The 18,862-nt window shown below is 72.3% G+C and carries 14 protein-coding genes and 1 pseudogene; 7 read left to right on the plus strand and 8 right to left on the minus strand.

Annotated elements, in window-relative coordinates:
* Window positions 1–16: 16 nt before the first annotated feature.
* Both ACFC0D_RS23415 and ACFC0D_RS23420 read right to left on the minus strand, forming a co-directional pair.
* Window positions 17–823: an Fpg/Nei family DNA glycosylase gene (locus ACFC0D_RS23415; protein WP_376439142.1), complete on the minus strand. Its 807-nt coding sequence runs from the start codon at window positions 821–823 to the stop codon at window positions 17–19.
* An 18-nt stretch (window positions 824–841) separates the two neighbouring features.
* Entirely contained in the window at window positions 842–5,476 is a 4,635-nt protein-coding gene (locus ACFC0D_RS23420; RefSeq protein WP_376439145.1) for an ATP-dependent helicase, read from the minus strand.
* Between the two features lie 89 nt (window positions 5,477–5,565).
* On the opposite strand from ACFC0D_RS23420, the gene ACFC0D_RS23425 reads away from it, so the two are divergent.
* The 3 genes from ACFC0D_RS23425 (at window position 5,566) to ACFC0D_RS23435 (ending at window position 7,649) form a co-directional block, all read left to right on the plus strand.
* Window positions 5,566–6,396, plus strand: a complete 831-nt coding sequence (locus ACFC0D_RS23425; RefSeq protein WP_376439149.1) for an AraC family ligand binding domain-containing protein — start codon at window positions 5,566–5,568, stop codon at window positions 6,394–6,396.
* A gap of 132 nt (window positions 6,397–6,528) precedes the next feature.
* Window positions 6,529–7,344, plus strand: a complete 816-nt coding sequence (locus ACFC0D_RS23430) for an AzlC family ABC transporter permease (RefSeq protein WP_376439152.1) — start codon at window positions 6,529–6,531, stop codon at window positions 7,342–7,344.
* The gene (locus ACFC0D_RS23435; RefSeq protein WP_376439155.1) at window positions 7,341–7,649 is read left to right on the plus strand and encodes an AzlD domain-containing protein; all 309 of its coding nucleotides are present in this window, start codon (window positions 7,341–7,343) and stop codon (window positions 7,647–7,649) included. Before ACFC0D_RS23430 ends, ACFC0D_RS23435 begins: the two co-directional genes overlap by 4 nt.
* A gap of 60 nt (window positions 7,650–7,709) precedes the next feature.
* Here ACFC0D_RS23435 and ACFC0D_RS23440 read toward each other — a convergent pair whose 3' ends face one another.
* Complete coding sequence (locus ACFC0D_RS23440) at window positions 7,710–8,639, minus strand: hypothetical protein (RefSeq protein WP_376439158.1); 930 nt, start codon at window positions 8,637–8,639, stop codon at window positions 7,710–7,712.
* 79 nt (window positions 8,640–8,718) lie between these two features.
* Between ACFC0D_RS23440 and ACFC0D_RS23445 the strand changes: the two genes are divergently transcribed.
* Together ACFC0D_RS23445 and ACFC0D_RS23450 are read left to right on the plus strand one after the other, a co-directional pair.
* Window positions 8,719–8,913: a DUF3046 domain-containing protein gene (locus ACFC0D_RS23445; RefSeq protein ID WP_376439160.1), complete on the plus strand. Its 195-nt coding sequence runs from the start codon at window positions 8,719–8,721 to the stop codon at window positions 8,911–8,913.
* A gap of 384 nt (window positions 8,914–9,297) precedes the next feature.
* Entirely contained in the window at window positions 9,298–10,458 is a 1,161-nt protein-coding gene (locus ACFC0D_RS23450) for an AI-2E family transporter (RefSeq protein WP_376439230.1), read from the plus strand.
* A 141-nt stretch (window positions 10,459–10,599) separates the two neighbouring features.
* Here the strand turns inward: ACFC0D_RS23450 and ACFC0D_RS23455 are convergent, their stop codons facing one another.
* From ACFC0D_RS23455 to ACFC0D_RS23475, 5 genes are all read right to left on the minus strand, one after another.
* Complete coding sequence (locus ACFC0D_RS23455) at window positions 10,600–12,777, minus strand: MMPL family transporter (protein WP_376439163.1); 2,178 nt, start codon at window positions 12,775–12,777, stop codon at window positions 10,600–10,602.
* A 30-nt stretch (window positions 12,778–12,807) separates the two neighbouring features.
* Window positions 12,808–13,587, minus strand: coding sequence for a cytochrome d ubiquinol oxidase subunit II (locus ACFC0D_RS23460; protein ID WP_376439166.1), 780 nt, complete (start codon window positions 13,585–13,587; stop codon window positions 12,808–12,810).
* A 9-nt stretch (window positions 13,588–13,596) separates the two neighbouring features.
* A complete protein-coding gene (locus ACFC0D_RS23465) occupies window positions 13,597–14,886 on the minus strand; it encodes a cytochrome ubiquinol oxidase subunit I (protein WP_376439168.1) in 1,290 nt (429 codons plus the stop codon).
* Between the two features lie 169 nt (window positions 14,887–15,055).
* Window positions 15,056–15,721, minus strand: coding sequence for a response regulator (locus ACFC0D_RS23470; protein ID WP_376439171.1), 666 nt, complete (start codon window positions 15,719–15,721; stop codon window positions 15,056–15,058).
* Window positions 15,718–16,944, minus strand: coding sequence for a sensor histidine kinase (locus ACFC0D_RS23475; RefSeq protein WP_376439173.1), 1,227 nt, complete (start codon window positions 16,942–16,944; stop codon window positions 15,718–15,720). The genes ACFC0D_RS23470 and ACFC0D_RS23475 overlap by 4 nt, the downstream gene beginning before the upstream one ends.
* A 200-nt stretch (window positions 16,945–17,144) precedes the next feature.
* Here ACFC0D_RS23475 and recA point away from each other — a divergent pair, with 200 nt between their 5' ends.
* On the plus strand, window positions 17,145–18,284 hold the full coding sequence (recA, locus tag ACFC0D_RS23480) for a recombinase RecA (RefSeq protein ID WP_376439233.1): 1,140 nt from the start codon (window positions 17,145–17,147) through the stop codon (window positions 18,282–18,284).
* Window positions 18,181–18,855 (plus strand): annotated as a pseudogene (gene recX / locus ACFC0D_RS23485) (recombination regulator RecX); the annotation flags it as partial. The gene recA and the pseudogene recX, both read left to right, overlap by 104 nt.
* Window positions 18,856–18,862 lie beyond the last annotated feature (7 nt).

Below are 18,862 nucleotides of genomic sequence, written 5' to 3' on the forward strand. Positions count from 1 at the left end.
CGAATCTGACGGACCGTCAATTGGTGTGCGGGGATTCTCCGGAGGGACCCTTCTGGCAACCGGGGCACCAGTAGGTGACGCGCTCGCCGAGCTCGGCCCTGTGGATGGCGGCGCCACAGCGCAGGCAGGGGCGGTGCTCGCGGCCGTAGACGTGGAGATGGTGCGCGGGCTGCCGGGTCGTGGTCGTGCGGCGGTCCGGGCGGTCCTTGTTCGCTTCGAGGAGGCGATGGGCGGTTGCGACGAGCCGCTCGGGGACGCCGGACGGCAGCTCGCCGACCGGGAGCCAGGGGGTGACCGCGGCGAGGAAGGCCAGCTCCGACTTGTAGACATTGCCGATGCCCGCGAGATTCCGCTGGTCCAGGAGGGCCTCGCCCAGGGCGCGGGTGGGGTCGGCGGTGAGCCTGCGGACGGCCTCCGCCGGGTCCCAGTCCGGGCCGAGGAGGTCAGGTCCGAGGTGGCCCACGACATCCTGCTCGTCGGCGGTGCGGATCAGTTCGAGCACGGGGAGGCGGTAGCCGACCGCGGTGTGCTCCTCGTTGCCGAGGACCGCCCGGATCTGGTGGGCGGGGCCGCCGCGCCAGCGCTCACCGGTGGCGAACACTCGCCATGAGCCCTCCATCCGTAGATGCGAGTGGAGGGTCAGGCCGCCGTCGAAGCGGGTGAGCAGGTGCTTGCCGCGTGGCGTCACATCCAGGACCGCACGGCCGGTCAGATCGGCGGTGGCGAAGCGGGGCACGCGCAGATCCGACCGGGTCAGGACGCGTCCGGCGAGCGCGGAGTGCAGTCGGCGGGCTGTCTGCCAGACGGTATCTCCTTCGGGCATGACTCCATCATCGGTCGGTTACGGGCGGAGGCGCAGCCCCCTCGGCGTGGCGTGGAAACCGGCGGCCTCCAGCGGACGGGCGAGGGGAGAGGTGAGAGCGGCGGCTCCGTTGACGCGCTCCACCGTGACCGTGCCGAGGGATCCCACGAGGGCGGCCGAGGCCAGGGACTCGGCCGCGGCTCTCAGTGCGGGGTCGTCCGGGTCGGTGGGCCAGGACAGCAGGGTCTTGCCGCCGCGCTCCATGTACAGGGTCAGCTCCCCGTCGACCAGGACGACCATCGAGCCGGCCTTGCGGCCCGGCTTGTGCCCGGCGCCGGTCGGCGGCTCGGGCCAGGGCAGCGCCGCCCCGTACGCGTTGGCCGGGTCGGCCGCCGCCAGGACCACCGCGCGCGGGCCGGCGCCCGCCTCCGCGCCGCGATCCCGGGCGGTCGCCGCCGCGCGCAGCCGGTCGACGGCCCCGTCCATCGCGAACTGGGCGGCGCCGAGCCCCTCCACCACATAGCCGCGGCGGGCCTGCCCGCTGTCCTCGAAGGCCGACAGGATGCGGTACGTGGCGGAGAAGCCGCCCTCGACGCCCTCGGCGGCCACCGCGCCACGGGTGACCACGCCGTGCCGGTCCAGGAGCGTGCGGGCGAGCGCGTGGGCGCGATGGGTCGGCTCCGGCTCCGAGGGCGGCAGCAGCGACCAGCGACCGCTGACCGTGGGCGGACCGGTCCGTGAGGCCGGTCGGGCGGCCGCGGTGAGCGTGCCGTAACGGCCACGCGGGACCGTGCGCTTGGCGCGGTGGGCCGTGGACCCCGCCGTACGGCCGGAGCCGAGGAGGGAGCGCAGCGGCGCGAGGGTGTCGTTGGTGAGCCGTCCCGACCAGGCCAGATCCCAGACCGCGTCCGCGAGTTGGGGATCGGTGACGTCCGGGTGGGTGGTGGCCCGTACCTGGTCGGCGATCTGGCGGAAGAACAGGCCGTACCCGCCGGACAGGGTGGTCAGGACCGACTCGTGGAGCGCGGTGGTTTCGAGCGGGTGCGCGGGCGGCAGCAGCAGGGGCGCCGCGTCGGCGAGGTAGAGGGAGACCCAGCCGTCCTTCCCGGGCAGGGCGCCCGCGCCGGCCCAGACGACCTCGCCGGTCGTGGTCAGTTCGTCGAGCAGCGCAGGGGAGTAGTCCCTGACCCGGGACGGCAGGATCAGCTTCTCCAGGGCGGAGGCCGGCACGGGCGCGCCCTGCAACTGCTCGACGGCACGGGCCAGTCCGTCGATCCCGCGCAGGCCGTTGCTCCCCAGGTGCTGCCACTGCGGCAGGAAGGTGGCGAGCGCCGCGGGGGACACGGGCTCCAGTTCATGACGGAGCGCGGCGAGCGAGCGGCGGCGCAGGCGTCGCAGTACGGCTGCGTCGCACCACTCCTGGCCGATGCCGGAGGGATGGAACTCGCCCTGGACGACCCGCCCGGCGGCGGCCAGGCGCTGGAGGGCGCCGTCGGTGACGGCCGCGCCGAGGCCGAAGCGGGCGGCAGCCGCGGAGGAGGTGAACGGGCCGTGGGTGCGCGCGTGGCGGGCCAGAAGGTCGCCGAGCGGGTCCTTGACCGGCTCCGTGAACGCCTCGGGGACGCCGACGGGGAGGGCGGTGCCCAGGGCGTCCCGCAGTCGGCCGGCGTCCTCGATCGCCGCCCAGTGGTCGGCTCCGCCGATGCGGACCCGGATGGCCCGCCGGGCCGCTCCCAGCTCCTGTGCCCAGGCGGGCTCGCCCCCGCGCTCGGTCAACTCGGCCTCGGTGAGCGGGCCGAGGACCCGCAGCGCGTCGGCGACACCCTCCACGTCCTTGATGCGGCGGTCCTCGGCGAGCCACTGGAGCTCCCGCTCCAGCTCGGTGAGCACGTCCGCGTCGAGCAGCTCCCGCAGCTCCGCCTGGCCGAGCAGCTCGGCGAGAAGGCGGGAGTCCAGCGACAGGGCGGCGGCCCGCCGCTCGGCGAGCGGGGAGTCGCCCTCGTACAGGAACTGGGCGACATAGCCGAAGAGCAGGGAGCGGGCGAAGGGCGACGGCTCGGGGGTGGTCACCTCGACCAGGCGGACGCGCCGGGACTCGATGTCGCCCATCAGCTCCTGGAGCCCGGGGACGTCGAAGACGTCCTGGAGGCATTCGCGGACGGCCTCCAGAACGATCGGGAAGGAGCCGAACTCGCTCGCCACCTGGAGCAGTTGGGCGGCGCGCTGGCGCTGCTGCCAGAGCGGTGTGCGCTTGCCGGGATTACGCTTGGGCAGCAGCAGGGCCCGCGCGGCGCACTCGCGGAAGCGGGAGGCGAACAGGGCGGAGCCGCCGACCTGGTCGGTGACGATCTGCCCGATCTCCCCCTTGTCGAAGAGCGCGTCCGCCGCACCGATCGGGGCCTGATCGGAGTCGTACGTGGTGTCGAGGTGCCGGTCCGGGCTCACCGGGTCGTCGAGAAGATCGAGGCCCATCAGATCGGCGTCCGGCAGGCGCAGCACGATCCCGTCGTCCGCGTGCATGACCTGGGCGTCCATGCCGTACCGCTCGGCGAGACGGGCCCCGAGGGCCAGCGCCCACGGGGCGTGCACCTGGGCCCCGAAGGGGGAGTGGATGACGACCCGCCAGTCGCCGAGCTCGTCCCGGAACCGCTCGACAAGGATCGTGCGGTCGTCCGGCACATGTCCGCAGGCCTGGCGCTGCTCGTCCAGATACGCCAGCACATTGTCGGCGGCCCAGGCGTCCAGGCCCGCGGCGACCAGCCGAAGCCGGGCGTCCTCGGTCTCCAGCGAACCGACCTCGCGCAGGAAGGCGCCCACCGCGCGGCCCAGTTCGAGCGGGCGGCCCAGCTGGTCGCCCTTCCAGAACGGCAGCCGGCCCGGCACCCCTGGGGCGGGGGAGACCAGGACCCGGTCCCGCGTGATGTCCTCGATCCGCCAGGAGGTCGTGCCCAGCGTGAATACGTCGCCGACCCTGGACTCGTACACCATCTCCTCGTCCAGCTCGCCGACCCGTCCACCGCCCTTCTTGGGGTCGGCGCCCGCGAGGAAGACCCCGAATAGGCCCCGGTCGGGGATCGTGCCGCCCGAGGTGACGGCGAGCCGCTGCGCACCCGGGCGGCCGGTGACCGTGCCGGCGACCCGGTCCCAGACCACGCGCGGGCGCAGCTCGGCGAACGCGTCCGAGGGATAGCGTCCGGCCAGCATGTCCAGGACGGCCGTGAACGCGGACTCGGGCAGCGAGGCGAACGGCGCGGCCCGCCGGACCGTCGCCATCAGGTCGTCCACCTGCCAGGTGTCCAGGGCGACCATCGCGACCAACTGCTGCGCGAGCACGTCCAGCGGGTTCGCCGGGATGCGCAGCGACTCGATCGAGCCGCTGCGCATCCGCTCGGTGACCACGGCCGCCTGGACCAGGTCGCCGCGGTACTTGGGGAACACCACGCCCGTGGAGACGGCCCCGACCTGGTGTCCCGCGCGGCCGACGCGCTGGAGTCCGGAGGCGACCGAGGGCGGCGACTCGACCTGTACGACCAGGTCCACCGCGCCCATGTCGATGCCCAGCTCCAGGCTGGAGGTGGCCACCACGGCGGGCAGCCTGCCCGCCTTGAGGTCCTCCTCCACCTGGGCGCGCTGCTCCTTGGAGACCGAGCCGTGGTGGGCGCGGGCGAGCAGGGCGGGAGCGCCCTGGGCGGCACCGGACTGGGCCATGATCTCGGCGGGCGGCGGACCGTCCGGAAGGGCCTCGCCGGTGGCGCGCTCGTAGGCGATCTCGTTCAGACGGTTGCAGAGCCGCTCCGCGAGCCGGCGCGAGTTGGCGAAGACGATGGTGGAGCGATGGGCCTGGACCAGGTCGGCGATCCGCTCCTCGACATGCGGCCAGATCGACGGCTTGTCGCCGCCGTCCGTGCCCTCGGAGGCCGGGGAGCCTCCCAGCTCGCCCATGTCCTCGACCGGGACGACCACGGAGAGGTCGAACTCCTTGCCGGACGGCGGCTGGACGATCTCCACCTTGCGCTGCGGAGAGAGATAGCGGGCCACCTCGTCGACGGGGCGGACCGTCGCCGACAGACCGATCCGGCGGGCCGGGCGGGGCAGCAGCTCGTCGAGACGCTCCAGGGACAGCGCGAGATGGGCGCCGCGCTTGGTCCCGGCGACCGCGTGGACCTCGTCCAGGATCACCGTCTCGATCCCGGCCAGTGCCTCTCGGGTGGCGGAGGTCAGCATCAGGAACAGCGACTCGGGGGTCGTGATCAGGATGTCCGGAGGCTTCGTGGCCAGCGCCCGGCGCTCGGCGGGCGGGGTGTCGCCGGAGCGGATACCGACCCGTACGTCCGGCTCGGGCAGTCCGAGCCGGACCGACTCCTGGCGGATACCGGTCAGCGGGGAGCGCAGATTGCGCTCGACGTCGACGGCGAGCGCCTTCAGCGGGGAGACGTACAGCACCCGGCAGCGCTTCTTGGGGTCCGCGGGCGGTGGGGTGGAGGCGAGCTGGTCCAGGGAGGCGAGGAAGGCGGCCAGGGTCTTGCCGGAACCGGTCGGGGCGACCACCAGGACGTCCGAACCCGCGCCGATGGCCTGCCAGGCACCCTCCTGCGCCGACGTGGGCGCGCGGAAGGCCCCGGTGAACCAGCCGCGGGTCGCGGGGGAGAACGAGTCGAGCGCAGACCTGACCATGCCACCCATCGTGCACCCCGTCACTGACAACCGCCCGGACCTGGGGAAACCCGCTCGATGCCGAAGCGTCGGTGGCGCAGAATGGAGGCATGGCGAGTGGGGAGCGGGCACGGTACTGGCAGTACTCCGAGCTGCCCGGCGTCGACCTGCTGCATGCCCACTACGTCCGCAAGGCCTTCGCCCGGCACACCCACGAGACCTTCGTCTTCGCCGCCATCACGGAGGGTGTCGAGGCGTTCCACTACCGCGACGACCTCGTGCATGCCGGACCGGGGCAGATCGCCCTGGTCAACCCGGACACCCCGCACACCGGGCACGCGGGCGTCCCGGAGGGCTGGACCTACCGGACGATCTACCCGGACGCGGAGGTGATCCGGTCGATCGCGGCCGACACCATCTCCCTGCGGGGGGCCGTCGGCTTCACCGAACCCGTTGTAGACGATCCGTACGCCGCGCAGCTCGTCATCGGGGTCCACCGGGCCGCCGAGGAGGGTAACGCGCTGGCCGCCGACAGCCTGCTGAGGCTGGTCACGGCGAGGATGCTGCGCAGCCACGGGGGCCGCCTCGCCTCGCCGCTGCTCCCGCGCTCGGCCGGCGCGAGCAACGCGGTACGCGCGCGTGCCGTTCTGGAGGAGCGGATGGCCGACCCGCCGACCCTGGAGCGTCTCGCCGCCGAGCTCGGCACCAGTCCCTTCGCCCTGCTGCGGGCCTTCCGGGAGACGTACGGGATGCCGCCGCACACCTGGCTGACGGACGCGCGCGTGCGGCGGGCCCGGCGGCTGCTGGACGCGGGTACGGCGCCGGCGGAGGCAGCCGTCGCCGTCGGCTTCACCGACCAGCCGCACCTCAACCGGCACTTCACGCGAAGCGTCGGTGTCCCGCCGGGGGCGTACCAGCGCGCGCGGGGCACCAGAACGTAGAACCCGCGGAGGGCGCGAGAACCGTGGCGGCGTGCAGGAACGCAGCGGCATGCGGGGCCGAGGCCTGCAAGAACGCGGCGGGCGCAAGAACGTACAAGACCGCCGGCGGCCGGGGCTCGTAACGTCCCTCACGTGGCAGAACAGACAGCAACCCCAGTCGTACGGGAGAGCACGAAGGCGGACTCGGCGGTCGTACGCGACGCGCTCGGGGTCGGGATCGCCGTCGGTCTCTCCGGCTTCGCCTTCGGAGTGACGTCCGCGGGATCCGGACTCAGCCTGCTCCAGACCTGTGTCCTCAGCCTGCTCGTCTTCACGGGCGCCTCGCAGTTCGCCCTGGTGGGGGCGCTCGCGGCGGGCGGGAACCCGTTCACGGCCGCGGCGGGCGCGTTCTTCCTGGGCACGCGCAACGCGTTCTACGGGCTGCGGCTGTCGCAGCTCCTCGCCCTGCCGCGTGCCGCAAAGCCCTTCGCCGCCCAGTGGGTGATCGACGAGACGACAGCGGTGGCGCTCGCGCAGCCGACGCGGCGGGCCGCGCGGATGGGGTTCACCGTCACCGGGATCACGCTCTACGTGCTGTGGAACCTGACGACCCTGTTGGGCGCCCTCGGGGCGGAGGCCATCGGCGACACCGACGCCTGGGGTCTGGACGCGGCCGGACCGGCCGTCTTCCTGGCGTTGCTCGCTCCCATGCTGAAGACGGCGACGGAGCGGTACACCGCGGGGATCGCCGTCGTCCTGGGCCTTGGTCTGCTGCCCGTCCTCCCGGCCGGGGTCCCGGTCCTGGCGGCGGCGCTCGCAGCGCCGGCCGTGCTGTGGCTGCGGGGCCGGCACATGGGCCGGACCGATGGCATCGACGAGACCGGTGACATCGACGAGACCTGTGGCATCGACAAGACCTGTGGCACCGGTGAGACGACCGACGAGACCTGTGAGGAGAACACCCGATGAGTGTCTGGATCGCGATCGGCCTCACGGCCGTCGGCTGCTACCTCGTCAAGCTGGTCGGGCTCCTCGTGCCCGCCGGCGCGCTGGAACGCCCGCTCGTCCAACGCCTCGCCGCCCTGCTGCCGGTCGCTCTGCTGGCGGCGCTCACCGCCCAGCAGACCTTCAGCAGCGACGGCGCTCTCACCCTGGACGCCCGCGCCGCGGGTGTCGCCGCGGCCGCCGTCGCCCTGGTCCTGCGGGCACCCTTCCTGGTCGTCGTGGCCGCGGCGGTGCTGGTCACGGCGGGAGCGAGGGCACTGGGCGGCTGACGTCGACGGCGGGCCGTTCACCCGGTCCGCGTGCCGGGCGCGAGCCCGTGCCCGATGCCGTCAGTCGATCGGTCGGCCGTGGGCGCGCAGGGTGCGCAACGCCTCGATGGTGACCATCGGACGCGCCTCCAGCGCCGTTCCCGGGGCCCACCGGCGCCAGGTGACCGGCCAGCCGCCGTCCTCCTGCTGGTCGGCGGCGAGGTGGTCCAGCGACCGTGCCATCTCCTCGTCCGTGAACCAGCGGCGGGCCAAGGAGTCCGGCACGCGCGCGTAGTCGTACGGAAAGTGGTGCTCGCCCGGCGCGTACCCCGGTGCCACCGGGAAGTCGTCGAGACGCTCGGGGTCCAGGACCGCCAGCCGCTGCTCCCGCACCAGCCGCCCGAGCCGGTCGGCCACCGCCTGTGCCCGCGAACGGTCCGGGACCCCGTCGAGGAAGGCGACCGCCGCCTGGATCTCGTACGGATGGGACTTCTCCAGGGACTCGACCGCCGACCAGCAGAACTCGGTGGCGCGGAACAGCCAGGCGTGCCACACCTGGTTCCGGTGGAGCAGCCCGACCACGGGGCCCGTGGACAGCAGGGCGCCGGGCGGATCGTCGACGATCGGGACGAACGGCGCGGCGGGGTAGCCGCGCAGTGACGGATGGATCGCCGGCAGTGCGCCCTCGTGCGTGGAGACATCGGTGAGGTAGCGGCAGATCCGTTCGACCCGCAGCCCGCCGCAGCGGCCGATCGAGTCGAGGATCCGCAGCGCGTGCCCGGTGTGCAGCGGCTGGCTCACGGGGCCGCGCAGGTCCGGTTCGAGCGCGTGCCCGTAGCCCCCGTCCTCGTTGAGGTACGCGTTGAGGGCGACCTCGACGGGTTCCGGGCCGCCGCGCAGGAAGTGATAGGCGAACCGGCGCTGTTCGAGCACGCGGGCCGTCAGCCAGATGAAGTGCTCGGCGCGCGCGAGGAGCGTCGGGTGCGGAGCCGCGAGAGGAGTTCCAGGCATGGTTCGACCGTAGGCCGCGCAGGACGTGTGACAAGGCTTACGGACCGGGCTGCACTCTTGGGAGCGGGATACTGGGTTCATGCGGTTGACGATTTTCTGGGAGCGGATGGCGGACCACTTCGGTGCGTCCTACGCCGAGTCCTTCGCCAGGGACCATGTGATGTCGGAGCTGGGCGGCCGTACGGTGCGCGATGCGCTGGACGCCGGCTGGGAGGCGAAGGACGTGTGGCGGGCGGTCTGCTCGGCAGTCGACGTACCGGCCGACAAGCGCTGAGACCCCCGGCCGGGGCGGAATGTCCGCGCGGTACGCGAGACTGGCGGGGTGGCTGCGACTGACGACACCGACGAGACCGACAAGACGACTCCCGACGGGACCTTCGACGCGACCCTCGGTGGAACCTCCGACCAGACCGTGACCGCGAGCGCCCCGGAGACGGGGCCGACGATGCGTACGGCCGTGCGCGGCGCCCCGGTGACAGCCCCTGGGGGTGGGCCCGCGGCCGCGCCGGGGCCGTCCGTGCCCGCCCCGTCCACCGGCTCTCCCTCCGCACCGGCGTCTCCCGCGCCGGCTTCCTCGGCGCCCGACTCGGCCGCCGCCGGAGCCGGCGGGGCCGGACCCATCGGCTCCGGCCCCGCCTCGGCCGGATCCGCGGCGCGGATGCCCCGCTGGCTGCCGCGCGCCCTGCTGCTCGCCCTCGCGCTCTACGCCTGCTTCCAGCTCGGCAGCTGGGCCTTCCACCAGCTCATCGGGCTCCTCGTCAACATCCTCGTCGCGTTCTTCCTCGCCCTTGCCATCGAACCGGCCGTCGGGCGCATGGCCGCCCGGGGGATGCGCCGCGGCCTCGCCACGTTCCTCGTCTTCTTCACCGTCATGGTCGTCGGCGTCGGTTTCGTGGTGCTGCTCGGGTCGATGCTGGCCGGCCAGATCGTCGACATGGTCGAGAACTTCCCGAAGTACCTCGACTCGCTGATCAACTGGATGAACCAGACCTTCCATACCGAGCTGTCCCGTGTCGAGGTCCAGGACAGCGTGCTCCGCTCCGACTGGCTGCGGAAGTACGTGCAGAACAGCGCGACCGGTGTCCTCGACGTCTCCGCGACCGTCCTCGGCGGTCTCTTCAAGCTGCTGACGATCTTCCTTTTCTCGTTCTACTTCGCGGCCGACGGTCCCCGGCTGCGCCGCGCCCTGTGCTCGGTCCTGCCGCCGGCCCGCCAGACCGAGGTGCTGCGGGCCTGGGAGATCGCCGTCGACAAGACCGGCGGCTATCTCTACTCCCGCGGACTGATGGCGCTGATCTCCGGAGTCGCGCACTACGTCCTGCTGGAGAGCCTCGGGGTGCCGTACGCGCCCGCGCTGGCGGTCTGGGTCGGCCTGGTCTCGCAGTTCATCCCCACCATCGGCACGTATCTGGCGGGCGCGCTGCCCATGCTGATCGCGTTCACCGAGGACCCCTGGTACGCGCTGTGGGTGCTGGTCTTCGTCGTGGTCTACCAGCAGTGCGAGAACTATGTCCTCCAGCCGAAGCTGACGTCCAAGACCGTGGACATCCACCCGGCGGTGGCCTTCGGCTCGGTGATCGCCGGTACGGCGCTGCTCGGTGCCGTCGGCGCGTTGATCGCCATCCCGGCCGTCGCCACGTTGCAGGCGTTCCTCGGTGCCTATGTGAAGCGGTACGACGTCACGGACGATCCGCGTGTCCACGGCCACCGACGCTATGGGGAGGCGGTCGTCGCCCGGCTGCAGAAGGCGCTGCACCAGCGGAAGGACCACGGGGCGGCGCCGTCCCCGGAGGAAGCGTCATCCCGGGACGGCGCCTGACCCGCGCCCGGCGCGCGCCCGGCCCGTCGGCCGGGCCGCGCCTGACCCGCGCCTGCCACGCATGACCCGCGCCCAGCCCGTTGGCCAGCCCGCCGGCCGGGGCTTGGATGACCGCCGGCCGGGCGACCGTCGGCCCGGGCGTCAGTCGCGCTCCAGCCGCACCGTCGGCAGGACCCGCCGCAGCGGGGCCGGGAGCCACCACGCGCGACGGCCGAGCAGCTGCATCACCGCCGGCACGATGAGGCACCGGATGACCACCGCGTCCAGCAGGATCGCCACGGCCAGGCCGAGACCGAACTGCTGGAGCATCCGGTCGGGGCTCAGGACGAAGGCCGAGAACACCACAATCATGATCGCCGCGGCGGCCGTGATGACCTTGCCGGTCGCGGCGAGACCCTCGCGGACCGCGCCCTGCGGGTCCTTGGTGCGCTCCCACTCCTCGTGGATCCGGGAGAGCAGGAAGACCTCGTAGTCCATCGACAGACCGAAGACGATGGCGAAGATCATGACGGGGATGAACGCCTCGATCGGCCCGGGCTGCACACCGAACCAGCCGTGCTGGAAGACCAGCGTGATGACCCCGAGCGCAGCTCCGATGCTGATCAGGTTGAGCAGCGCGGCCTTCACCGGGATGAGCACGGACCGGAAGACGAGGAGCAGCAGGAGCGCGGAGAGACCCACGACGATCGCGACGAACAGCGGCATCCGGTCGGCGACGGTGGACGCGAAGTCCTCGGTCGCCGCCGTCGGCCCACCGACCAGCAGGTCGGCGCCGGTCTCGCGCTCCAGCGGCGGCAGGACGTCCGACCGCAGCCGCTCGACGAGCTCCGAGGTCGCCTCGGCCTGCGGGGCCGAGTCGGGGAAGGCGATGACGGTCGAGACGGAGGCGTCCTTCGTCGGGATGGGCGCCGTGGCGGCCGCGATGCCGTCGGTGTTCTCCAGGGCCTGGCGCAGGGCGACCGCCGTGCGCTCGCCGCCGCCGTCCGCGACCACGATCAGCGGCCCGTTGAATCCGGGCCCGAACCCCTCGGCCAGCAGGTCGTACGCCTGCCTGCTCGACTTCGCCGGGGCGTCGTTGCCCGCGTCGGCGAAGCCCAGCCGCATGTCGAGCGCGGGCGCGGCGAGCGCCCCGAGCGCCGCGACGGAGACGAGCAGCGCCGCCCACGGCCGCTTCTGCACCGCCGTCGCCCAACCGCGCCACCGGGCGCCCTCCGGGCGGGTCGACTTCTCGGCCCGCTTGGCCACCTGACGCCGGATCCGCCGGCCGAAGATCCCGAGGAGCGCCGGGAGCAGGGTGAGCGAGGCGGCCATCGTGACCAGGACGGTCAGGGCGACGGCGAGGGCGACGCCCTGCAGCGAGCCGAGTCCGAGCGCGACGAGACCCATCAGCGCGATGATCACTGTGCAGCCCGCGAAGAACACCGTGCGTCCCGCCGCGTCGAGCGCGGTCCGGGCGGCTCGCTCGGGCTCGGCGCCGTGCAGCAGCTCGCCGCGGTAGCGGGAGAAGATCAGCAGCGCGTAGTCGATGCCGACACCGAGACCGACCAGCATCATGATCGGCGGGGTGAAGTCCGCGACGTCGGCGAGGTGCGAGGCGAGCGCGATCAGCCCGATGGAGCTGCCGACGGCGAAGATCGCGGTGACCACCGGCAGGCTGGCCGCGACCAGGGAGCCGAACAGGAAGACCAGGATGACCAGCGCGCCGAGCATGCCCGCGCCCTCGGCCGCGCCGCCTCCGCCCTCCTCGGCGCCGCGTGCCGCGTCGCCGCCGACAGCGGCGGTCAGCCCGTCGCCCTGCGCCGCGCGCACGGTCTCGATGATCTTCAGTACCTCGGTGCGGTCCGTGTTCTCGGCCTCGCCGTGGAGTGTGACGGTGGCGTAGGCGACCGTTCCGTCGCGGGAGACGGCCGCGCCGTCCTCGTACGGACTGCGGACGTCGGTCACCCCGGGAAGCCCCTCGACCTTGTCGAGCAGCCCCTCCACGCGCGCGTGGACCGTCTTCTCGCGGATGCCGTCCTCGTCCTTGACGACGATCTGCAGTGTCGCGTCCGTGGCCTGCGCGGAGCCGTGCCGCTCCAGGACGGTCCGTGCCGCCTGGGAATCGGTGCCGGGCAGCGAGAAGTCGTTGTGGTACGCGCTGCCGGCGATCGTCGAGGCACCGGTCGCGGCGGCCACGACCACGACCCACAGCAGCACGGCGGACCAGCGGTGGCGGTACGAGAAGGCGGCCAGGCGCTCGAAGACGCTGCCCCGCCAGGGCGTCGGGGTCGGTGGGTTCGCCGGGTCGGCCGTGGGATCGGTGTCCCGCGTGACGGTCATGGTCGTTTCTCCTTCTGGGAGTTGGAGGAGCTAGAGGTACGAGGGCCGGGTCACCCGGTGCCGGAAGGTCCGCCAGGTCCACACCTGGGCGGCGACGAGGAACGGGGTGACGACGAGCAGCGCGGGGACGAGGAGGGTGAGGGTCGTGCCGTCCGCGGCCCGATCGGTGAGCGGGAGCGCGCTTCCGGCGAGCAGCGGCAGCACGCCCAGGAGGGCGGCCGTGAGGGCGAAGGACTGCCAGGGACGGCCGGTCCGACCCACGAGCAGTCGGGCGCGTTCGTACGGGAGGCCGGTCAGCCGGAGCGTGGCGAAGCCCAGTCCGTGCGCGGCGAACAGGGCGGCCGTGGCGAGGGCGACGAGGATCGCGGCGGGGCCGCCGGCGGTCTCGTCCGGCGTACCGGTGAGGAGCGCCGCCAGCAGCCAGCCCCAGGCCAGCGCGACCGTCCAACTGCCGCACACCACCGCTCCGTCGCACACCGCGCGCCAGACGCGACCGCGGCCACGGCCGCGCGACCAGAGCCCGATGTCACGGACGATCCAGCCGGTCAGCAGGGGGACGAGCACCGCGAACTGGCCGGTCAGCAGCTCCCCCTCGAGATCGGGGAAGCAGCCGACGAACACACCGGCCGTGGCGATCAGCCACACCTCGTTGCCCAGGAAGAACGGCGCGAAGGAGGCGATGACGAGCCGTCGTTCGTGGTCGGTGCGGCCGAGGTACGGGGTCAGCATCCCGGTCCCGATGTCCGCGCCGGCGAGCACGAAGTAGCCGGTGGCGAAGAAGGCGAGCAGGGCGATGGCGAGGGATTCCACGTCGGCTCCTCAGTAGCTCGTGGCGGGCAGGGAGTCGGTGGCGTCCTCGTTTTCGGGCTCGCCCCGGTCGTCGTGGCCGAGACCCTCGTCGACGGGGCCCCGGCGCGCCCATCGGGCGAGGAGCCAGGCATTGAGGACGACGAGCAGCGCGAAGAGGGTGGTGAAGACGATCAGGGAGGCGCGCATCGTGCCGGGGGAGAGGTCGGAGACCGCGTCCTCGGTCTTCAGCAGCCCGTACACGACCCAGGGCTGGCGGCCTGCCTCACGGAAGACCCAGCCGCTGATCATCGCGACATAGGGCAGCGGCACCGCGATCATCAGGGTCAGATGCCAGAGCCGGAAGCGGAAGACGACCTTCTTGAAGCAGGCCAGGATCACGCCGGCGAGGGTGAAGTACATCATCAGGCCGAAGCAGATGAGCATGACCAGACCGCCGCCGCGCGTCCATGCCTCGGAGGGGATGTAGTCGCCGGGCCCGAAGCGGGCGACCATGTCCGCCTGGATCCGCGCGATGTCGGCCGCATTCTGGCTGAACACGGCCGATTTCATGGGCTGGAGCGTGCGCAGCGAGCCCAACTGGATGCCACCGAAAGCGGCGGTGACCATGAGGGCGGGGAAGGAGAGGAACACCCCGATCCGCAGGCTCCGGCCGAAGAACTCCCACTCGGGCGTGCGCCGGAAGAGGTGGTACGCGCTCACGCCCGCGACGAAGAAGCCGGCCGTCAGCAGCGCCCCGGCGAAGATGTGCCCGAAGGCCAGCAGGGCCGAGGGGTTGGTCAGCACCGCCACCGGATCGTCCAGGACCAGCTTGCCGCCCTCGGTCCGGTGCCCGACCGGGTTGTTGAGGAAGCCGTTGGAGACGAGGATCCAGTACGCGGAGAGGTACGCGGTCAGCGTGACGACCCAGATCATCGCCAGATGCACCCACCGGTTGAAGCGATGCCAGCCGAAGATCCACAGACCCAGGAAGGTCGACTCGACGAAGAACGCGACGATCGTCTCGACCGCGAGCGAGGCGCCGAACACATTGCCCGCGTAGTGGGTGAGCCCGCTCCAGCTCATGCCGAACTGGAACTCCATCACGATGCCGGTGACGATCCCGACCGCGTAATTGATGACGTAGAGCTGGCCCCAGAACCGGACCATGCGCGCGTGCAGAGGCTTCCGTCCGATCGTCGCCACGGTCTGGACGACGGCGACGACGGTCGCGAGCCCCAGGGTGAGGGCGACGAAGAGGAAGTGGCCGCCCGCCGTGAGGGCGAACTGCAACCGGGCGAGATCGAGGACGTCTGGATTCACGCAGCCAGCGTCGGCGTACGGCTACGGGGTCGGCGTCGCCCGGCGGTGGACACCGGGCGTACCCCCGCGGTTGCGCCGCCCCACGCGCGCGTACCCCAGGAGTTGCGTCCACGCGTGCGTGCCCCTTAGGGGGCGGTGGATCAAGCCCGGGGGCGGCAGGACTTCTGTGTCACCCCAGCCAGCCGGGAGTGATCATTCCCGACTCGTACGCCAGGATCACCAGCTGCGCCCGGTCCCGGACGTCGAGCTTGGTCATGATCCGGCTGACATGCGTCTTCGCCGTCGCCGGGGACAGGACGAGGCGCTGCGCGATCTCGTCGTTGGAGAGCCCCGCGCCCACCAGGCCCATCACCTCGCGCTCCCGCTCGGTGAGCGCGTTCAGGCGAGGGCTGGGATCGGGCTGCTTCGAGCGGCCTGCGAACTCGGCGATCAGCCGACGGGTCACGGCCGGGGCGATCAGCGCGTCGCCGCGGGCCACCACCCGTACCCCGTGCAGCAGTTCCATGGGCTCGGTGTCCTTCACGAGGAAGCCGCTCGCGCCGGCACGCAGCGCGCCGTAGACGTAGTCGTCGACGTCGAAGGTGGTCAGGATCACCACCTTGACCGCTTCGAGCCGGGCGTCGGCGGTGATCCGGCGGGTGGCCTCCAGACCGTCCAGGCCCGGCATCCGGATGTCCATCAGGACCACGTCCGGGCGCAGTTCGCGAGCGAGCGTGATCGCCTGCTCACCGTCGGCGGCCTCCCCGACCACCTCGATGTCGTCCTCGTCGGTCAGGATCGAGCGGAAGCCCGCCCGTACCAGGGTCTGGTCGTCGGCGAGTACGACGCGGATCATCGAGGGTCCCCCTTGGACGTGGTGGTCGTGGATGCCGGTGCTTCGAGCGGCAGCCGGGCGTCGACCCGGAAGCCCCCGGCGGTGCTGTGCGCGGTCAGATCGCCGCCGAAGGCCCGAGCGCGCTCGGCCATCCCGCGGATGCCGCTCCCCAGCGGCTGCTCCTCCGGAGCCCCCTCGCCGTCGTCCTCGATCCGCAGGCGCAGCTCGTCCGCACGCCAGTCGAGCGCGATCGTGGCGGTACGGGCCCCGGAATGCCGGGTGACATTGGTCAGCGACTCCTGCACGATCCGGTACGCGGCGAGATCGACCGGAGGTGCCAGCGGTACGGGTGTCCCGGTCAGCTCGGTACGGACGTCGAGGCCGGTGCTCCTGGCCCGCTCGACCAGTTCGCCGAGCAGGGCGAGCCCGGAGGTCGGCGAGGTCGGCGCGGCCTCGTCGGCCTGGCGCAGCACTCCGAGCGTCGCGCGCAGCTCGCGCAGCGCGTCCTTGCTGGTGGCCTTCACGGCCTCGAGCGCCTCCTCCGCCGCGGCCAGCGCGACATCGGGATCCGGCTTCTTGCCGAGCCGGTGCAGCACCGCGCCGGACTGGACGTTGATGAGCGAGATGCTGTGCCCGAGGACGTCGTGCAGCTCCCGGGCGATCCGCAGCCGCTCTTCGGTGGCGCTCTGCCGGGCCCGCGCCTCCTGCTCGCGCTCGGCCGCCAGCGCCCGCTGCTCCACCTCGCGCAGATAGGCGAGCCGGGTCCGCTGCGCACGGCCGACGGCGACCAGGCTGATCAGCCAGCCGGCCAGCATCGCGAGCGAGGTGTCGTCGATCTGGCGGTGCCCGGGCGACTGACGGATCTCGCCGAGCCCGACGGCGAACAGGGTGACGGCGGCGAGCGCGACAGCCGCGGCGAAGCGGCCCTCCGCGGCCGTGGTGTAGAGCGCGAGCGCGAAGGTGATCATCAGGGGCCCGTCCTGCGCGGACACGGGGTAGTAGGCCACGCAGGCGACGAGCGTGACGACCGCGACCGTGACGGGAGCCCGCCGCCGGAAGCACAGTGACCCGCACCCGACCGCGATCAGCGCCCAGCCGATGGCGGTGCGGCCCGCGGGCTCGCTCGTGTACTGCGCGGACACCAGCGTCCAGACGGCGACGACGAGGGTGACGACCAGCGCCACGACGACATCGGCGGCCCGCGGCGACATGCGGCCGCGTCGGACGCGGAAGGGGAGGGCCATGCCAGGAAGGATAGGCGGGTGCGACAGGCCCCGCGTGGTGCGCTTGACACTAAAATCGAACATGCATTCTTATGGGATTCCGGCCCTTGGAATCGCGGGGTTGTGGGCGAGTTATCCACAGGTCGGAGGGACGGCGGGGCCCGTTGTCAGTGGCAGGGGTTAGCGTCTTTCACATGAAGCGATCGACTCAAGCAAACCGGGTGGAACCCATGGCAGGTACCGACCGCGAGAAGGCCCTCGAAGCCGCCCTCGCTCAGATTGAACGGCAGTTCGGCAAGGGCGCCGTGATGCGCATGGGCGACCGCACCCAGGAGCCGATCGAGGTGATCTCCACCGGCTCGACCGCCCTCGACGTCGCCCTCGGCGTCGGCGGTCTGCCGCGCGGCCGTGTCGTGGAGATCTACGGACCGGAGTCCTCCGGTAAGACGACCCTGACCCTGCACGCCGTCGCCAACGCTCAGAAGGCCGGCGGTCAGGTGGCGTTCGTGGACGCCGAGCACGCCCTCGACCCCGAGTACGCCAAGAAGCTCGGCGTCGACATCGACAACCTCATCCTGTCCCAGCCGGACAACGGTGAGCAGGCCCTCGAGATCGTCGACATGCTGGTCCGCTCCGGCGCCCTCGACCTGATCGTCATCGACTCCGTCGCCGCGCTCGTTCCGCGTGCGGAGATCGAGGGCGAGATGGGCGACTCGCACGTGGGTCTGCAGGCCCGTCTGATGAGCCAGGCCCTCCGGAAGATCACCAGCGCGCTCAACCAGTCCAAGACCACCGCGATCTTCATCAACCAGCTCCGCGAGAAGATCGGCGTCATGTTCGGCTCGCCGGAGACCACGACCGGTGGCCGCGCCCTGAAGTTCTACGCCTCGGTGCGCCTCGACATCCGCCGCATCGAGACCCTCAAGGACGGCACGGACGCGGTCGGCAACCGCACGCGCGTCAAGGTCGTCAAGAACAAGGTCGCGCCGCCGTTCAAGCAGGCCGAGTTCGACATCCTCTACGGCCAGGGCATCAGCCGCGAGGGCGGCCTGATCGACATGGGCGTGGAGCACGGCTTCGTCCGCAAGGCCGGCGCCTGGTACACGTACGAGGGCGACCAGCTCGGCCAGGGCAAGGAGAACGCCCGTAACTTCCTGAAGGACAACCCCGACCTCGCCGACGAGATCGAGAAGAAGATCAAGGAAAAGCTCGGCGTCGGGGTCAAGCCGGAGGCCGCCACGGCCGAGGCGGGCACGGACGCCGCGGGTGGCGCGGAGCCGGCGGCGACGGACGAGACGGCCAAGTCCGCCCCGGCGGCCAAGGCCACCAAGGCGACCAAGGCCCCGGCGGCCAAGAGCTGACGCTGTGACCGGTCGCACCGAATGGCCGGGCGACAGCTCCGACTCGTCGAGGGCCGAGAAAGAGCTGTCGCCCCAGGATCCGGCTGAGCGGGCGCGGGCGATCTGCCTGCGCCTGCTCACCGGGACCCCCCGCACGCGCAAGCAGCTCGCCGACGCCCTGCGCAAGCGCGAGATCCCCGACGAGGTCGCCGAGGAAGTGCTCTCGCGCTTCGAGGACGTGGGGCTCATCGACGACGCCGCCTTCGCGGACGCCTGGGTGGAGTCCCGGCACCACGGGCGCGGACTCGCCCGACGGGCCCTCGCCCGCGAGCTGCGCACCAAGGGCGTCGACCCCTCGCTGATCCAGGAGGCGGTGGGGCAGCTGGACTCCGAGCAGGAGGAGATCACCGCGCGCGAGCTCGTCGACCGCAAGCTCCGTGCCACCCGCGGCCTCGACCGGGACCGCAGGCTGCGGCGGCTCGCGGGGATGCTCGCCCGCAAGGGATACGCGGAGGGCATGGCCCTCCGGGTCGTCCGCCAGGCCCTGGAGGAAGAGGGCGAGGACACGGAGGGGCTGGACGAGCCCTTCTAGTCGGCCG

This window comes from Streptomyces sp. NPDC056222 (genome assembly GCF_042264065.1).
In the GTDB taxonomy this organism is placed as follows: domain Bacteria; phylum Actinomycetota; class Actinomycetes; order Streptomycetales; family Streptomycetaceae; genus Streptomyces.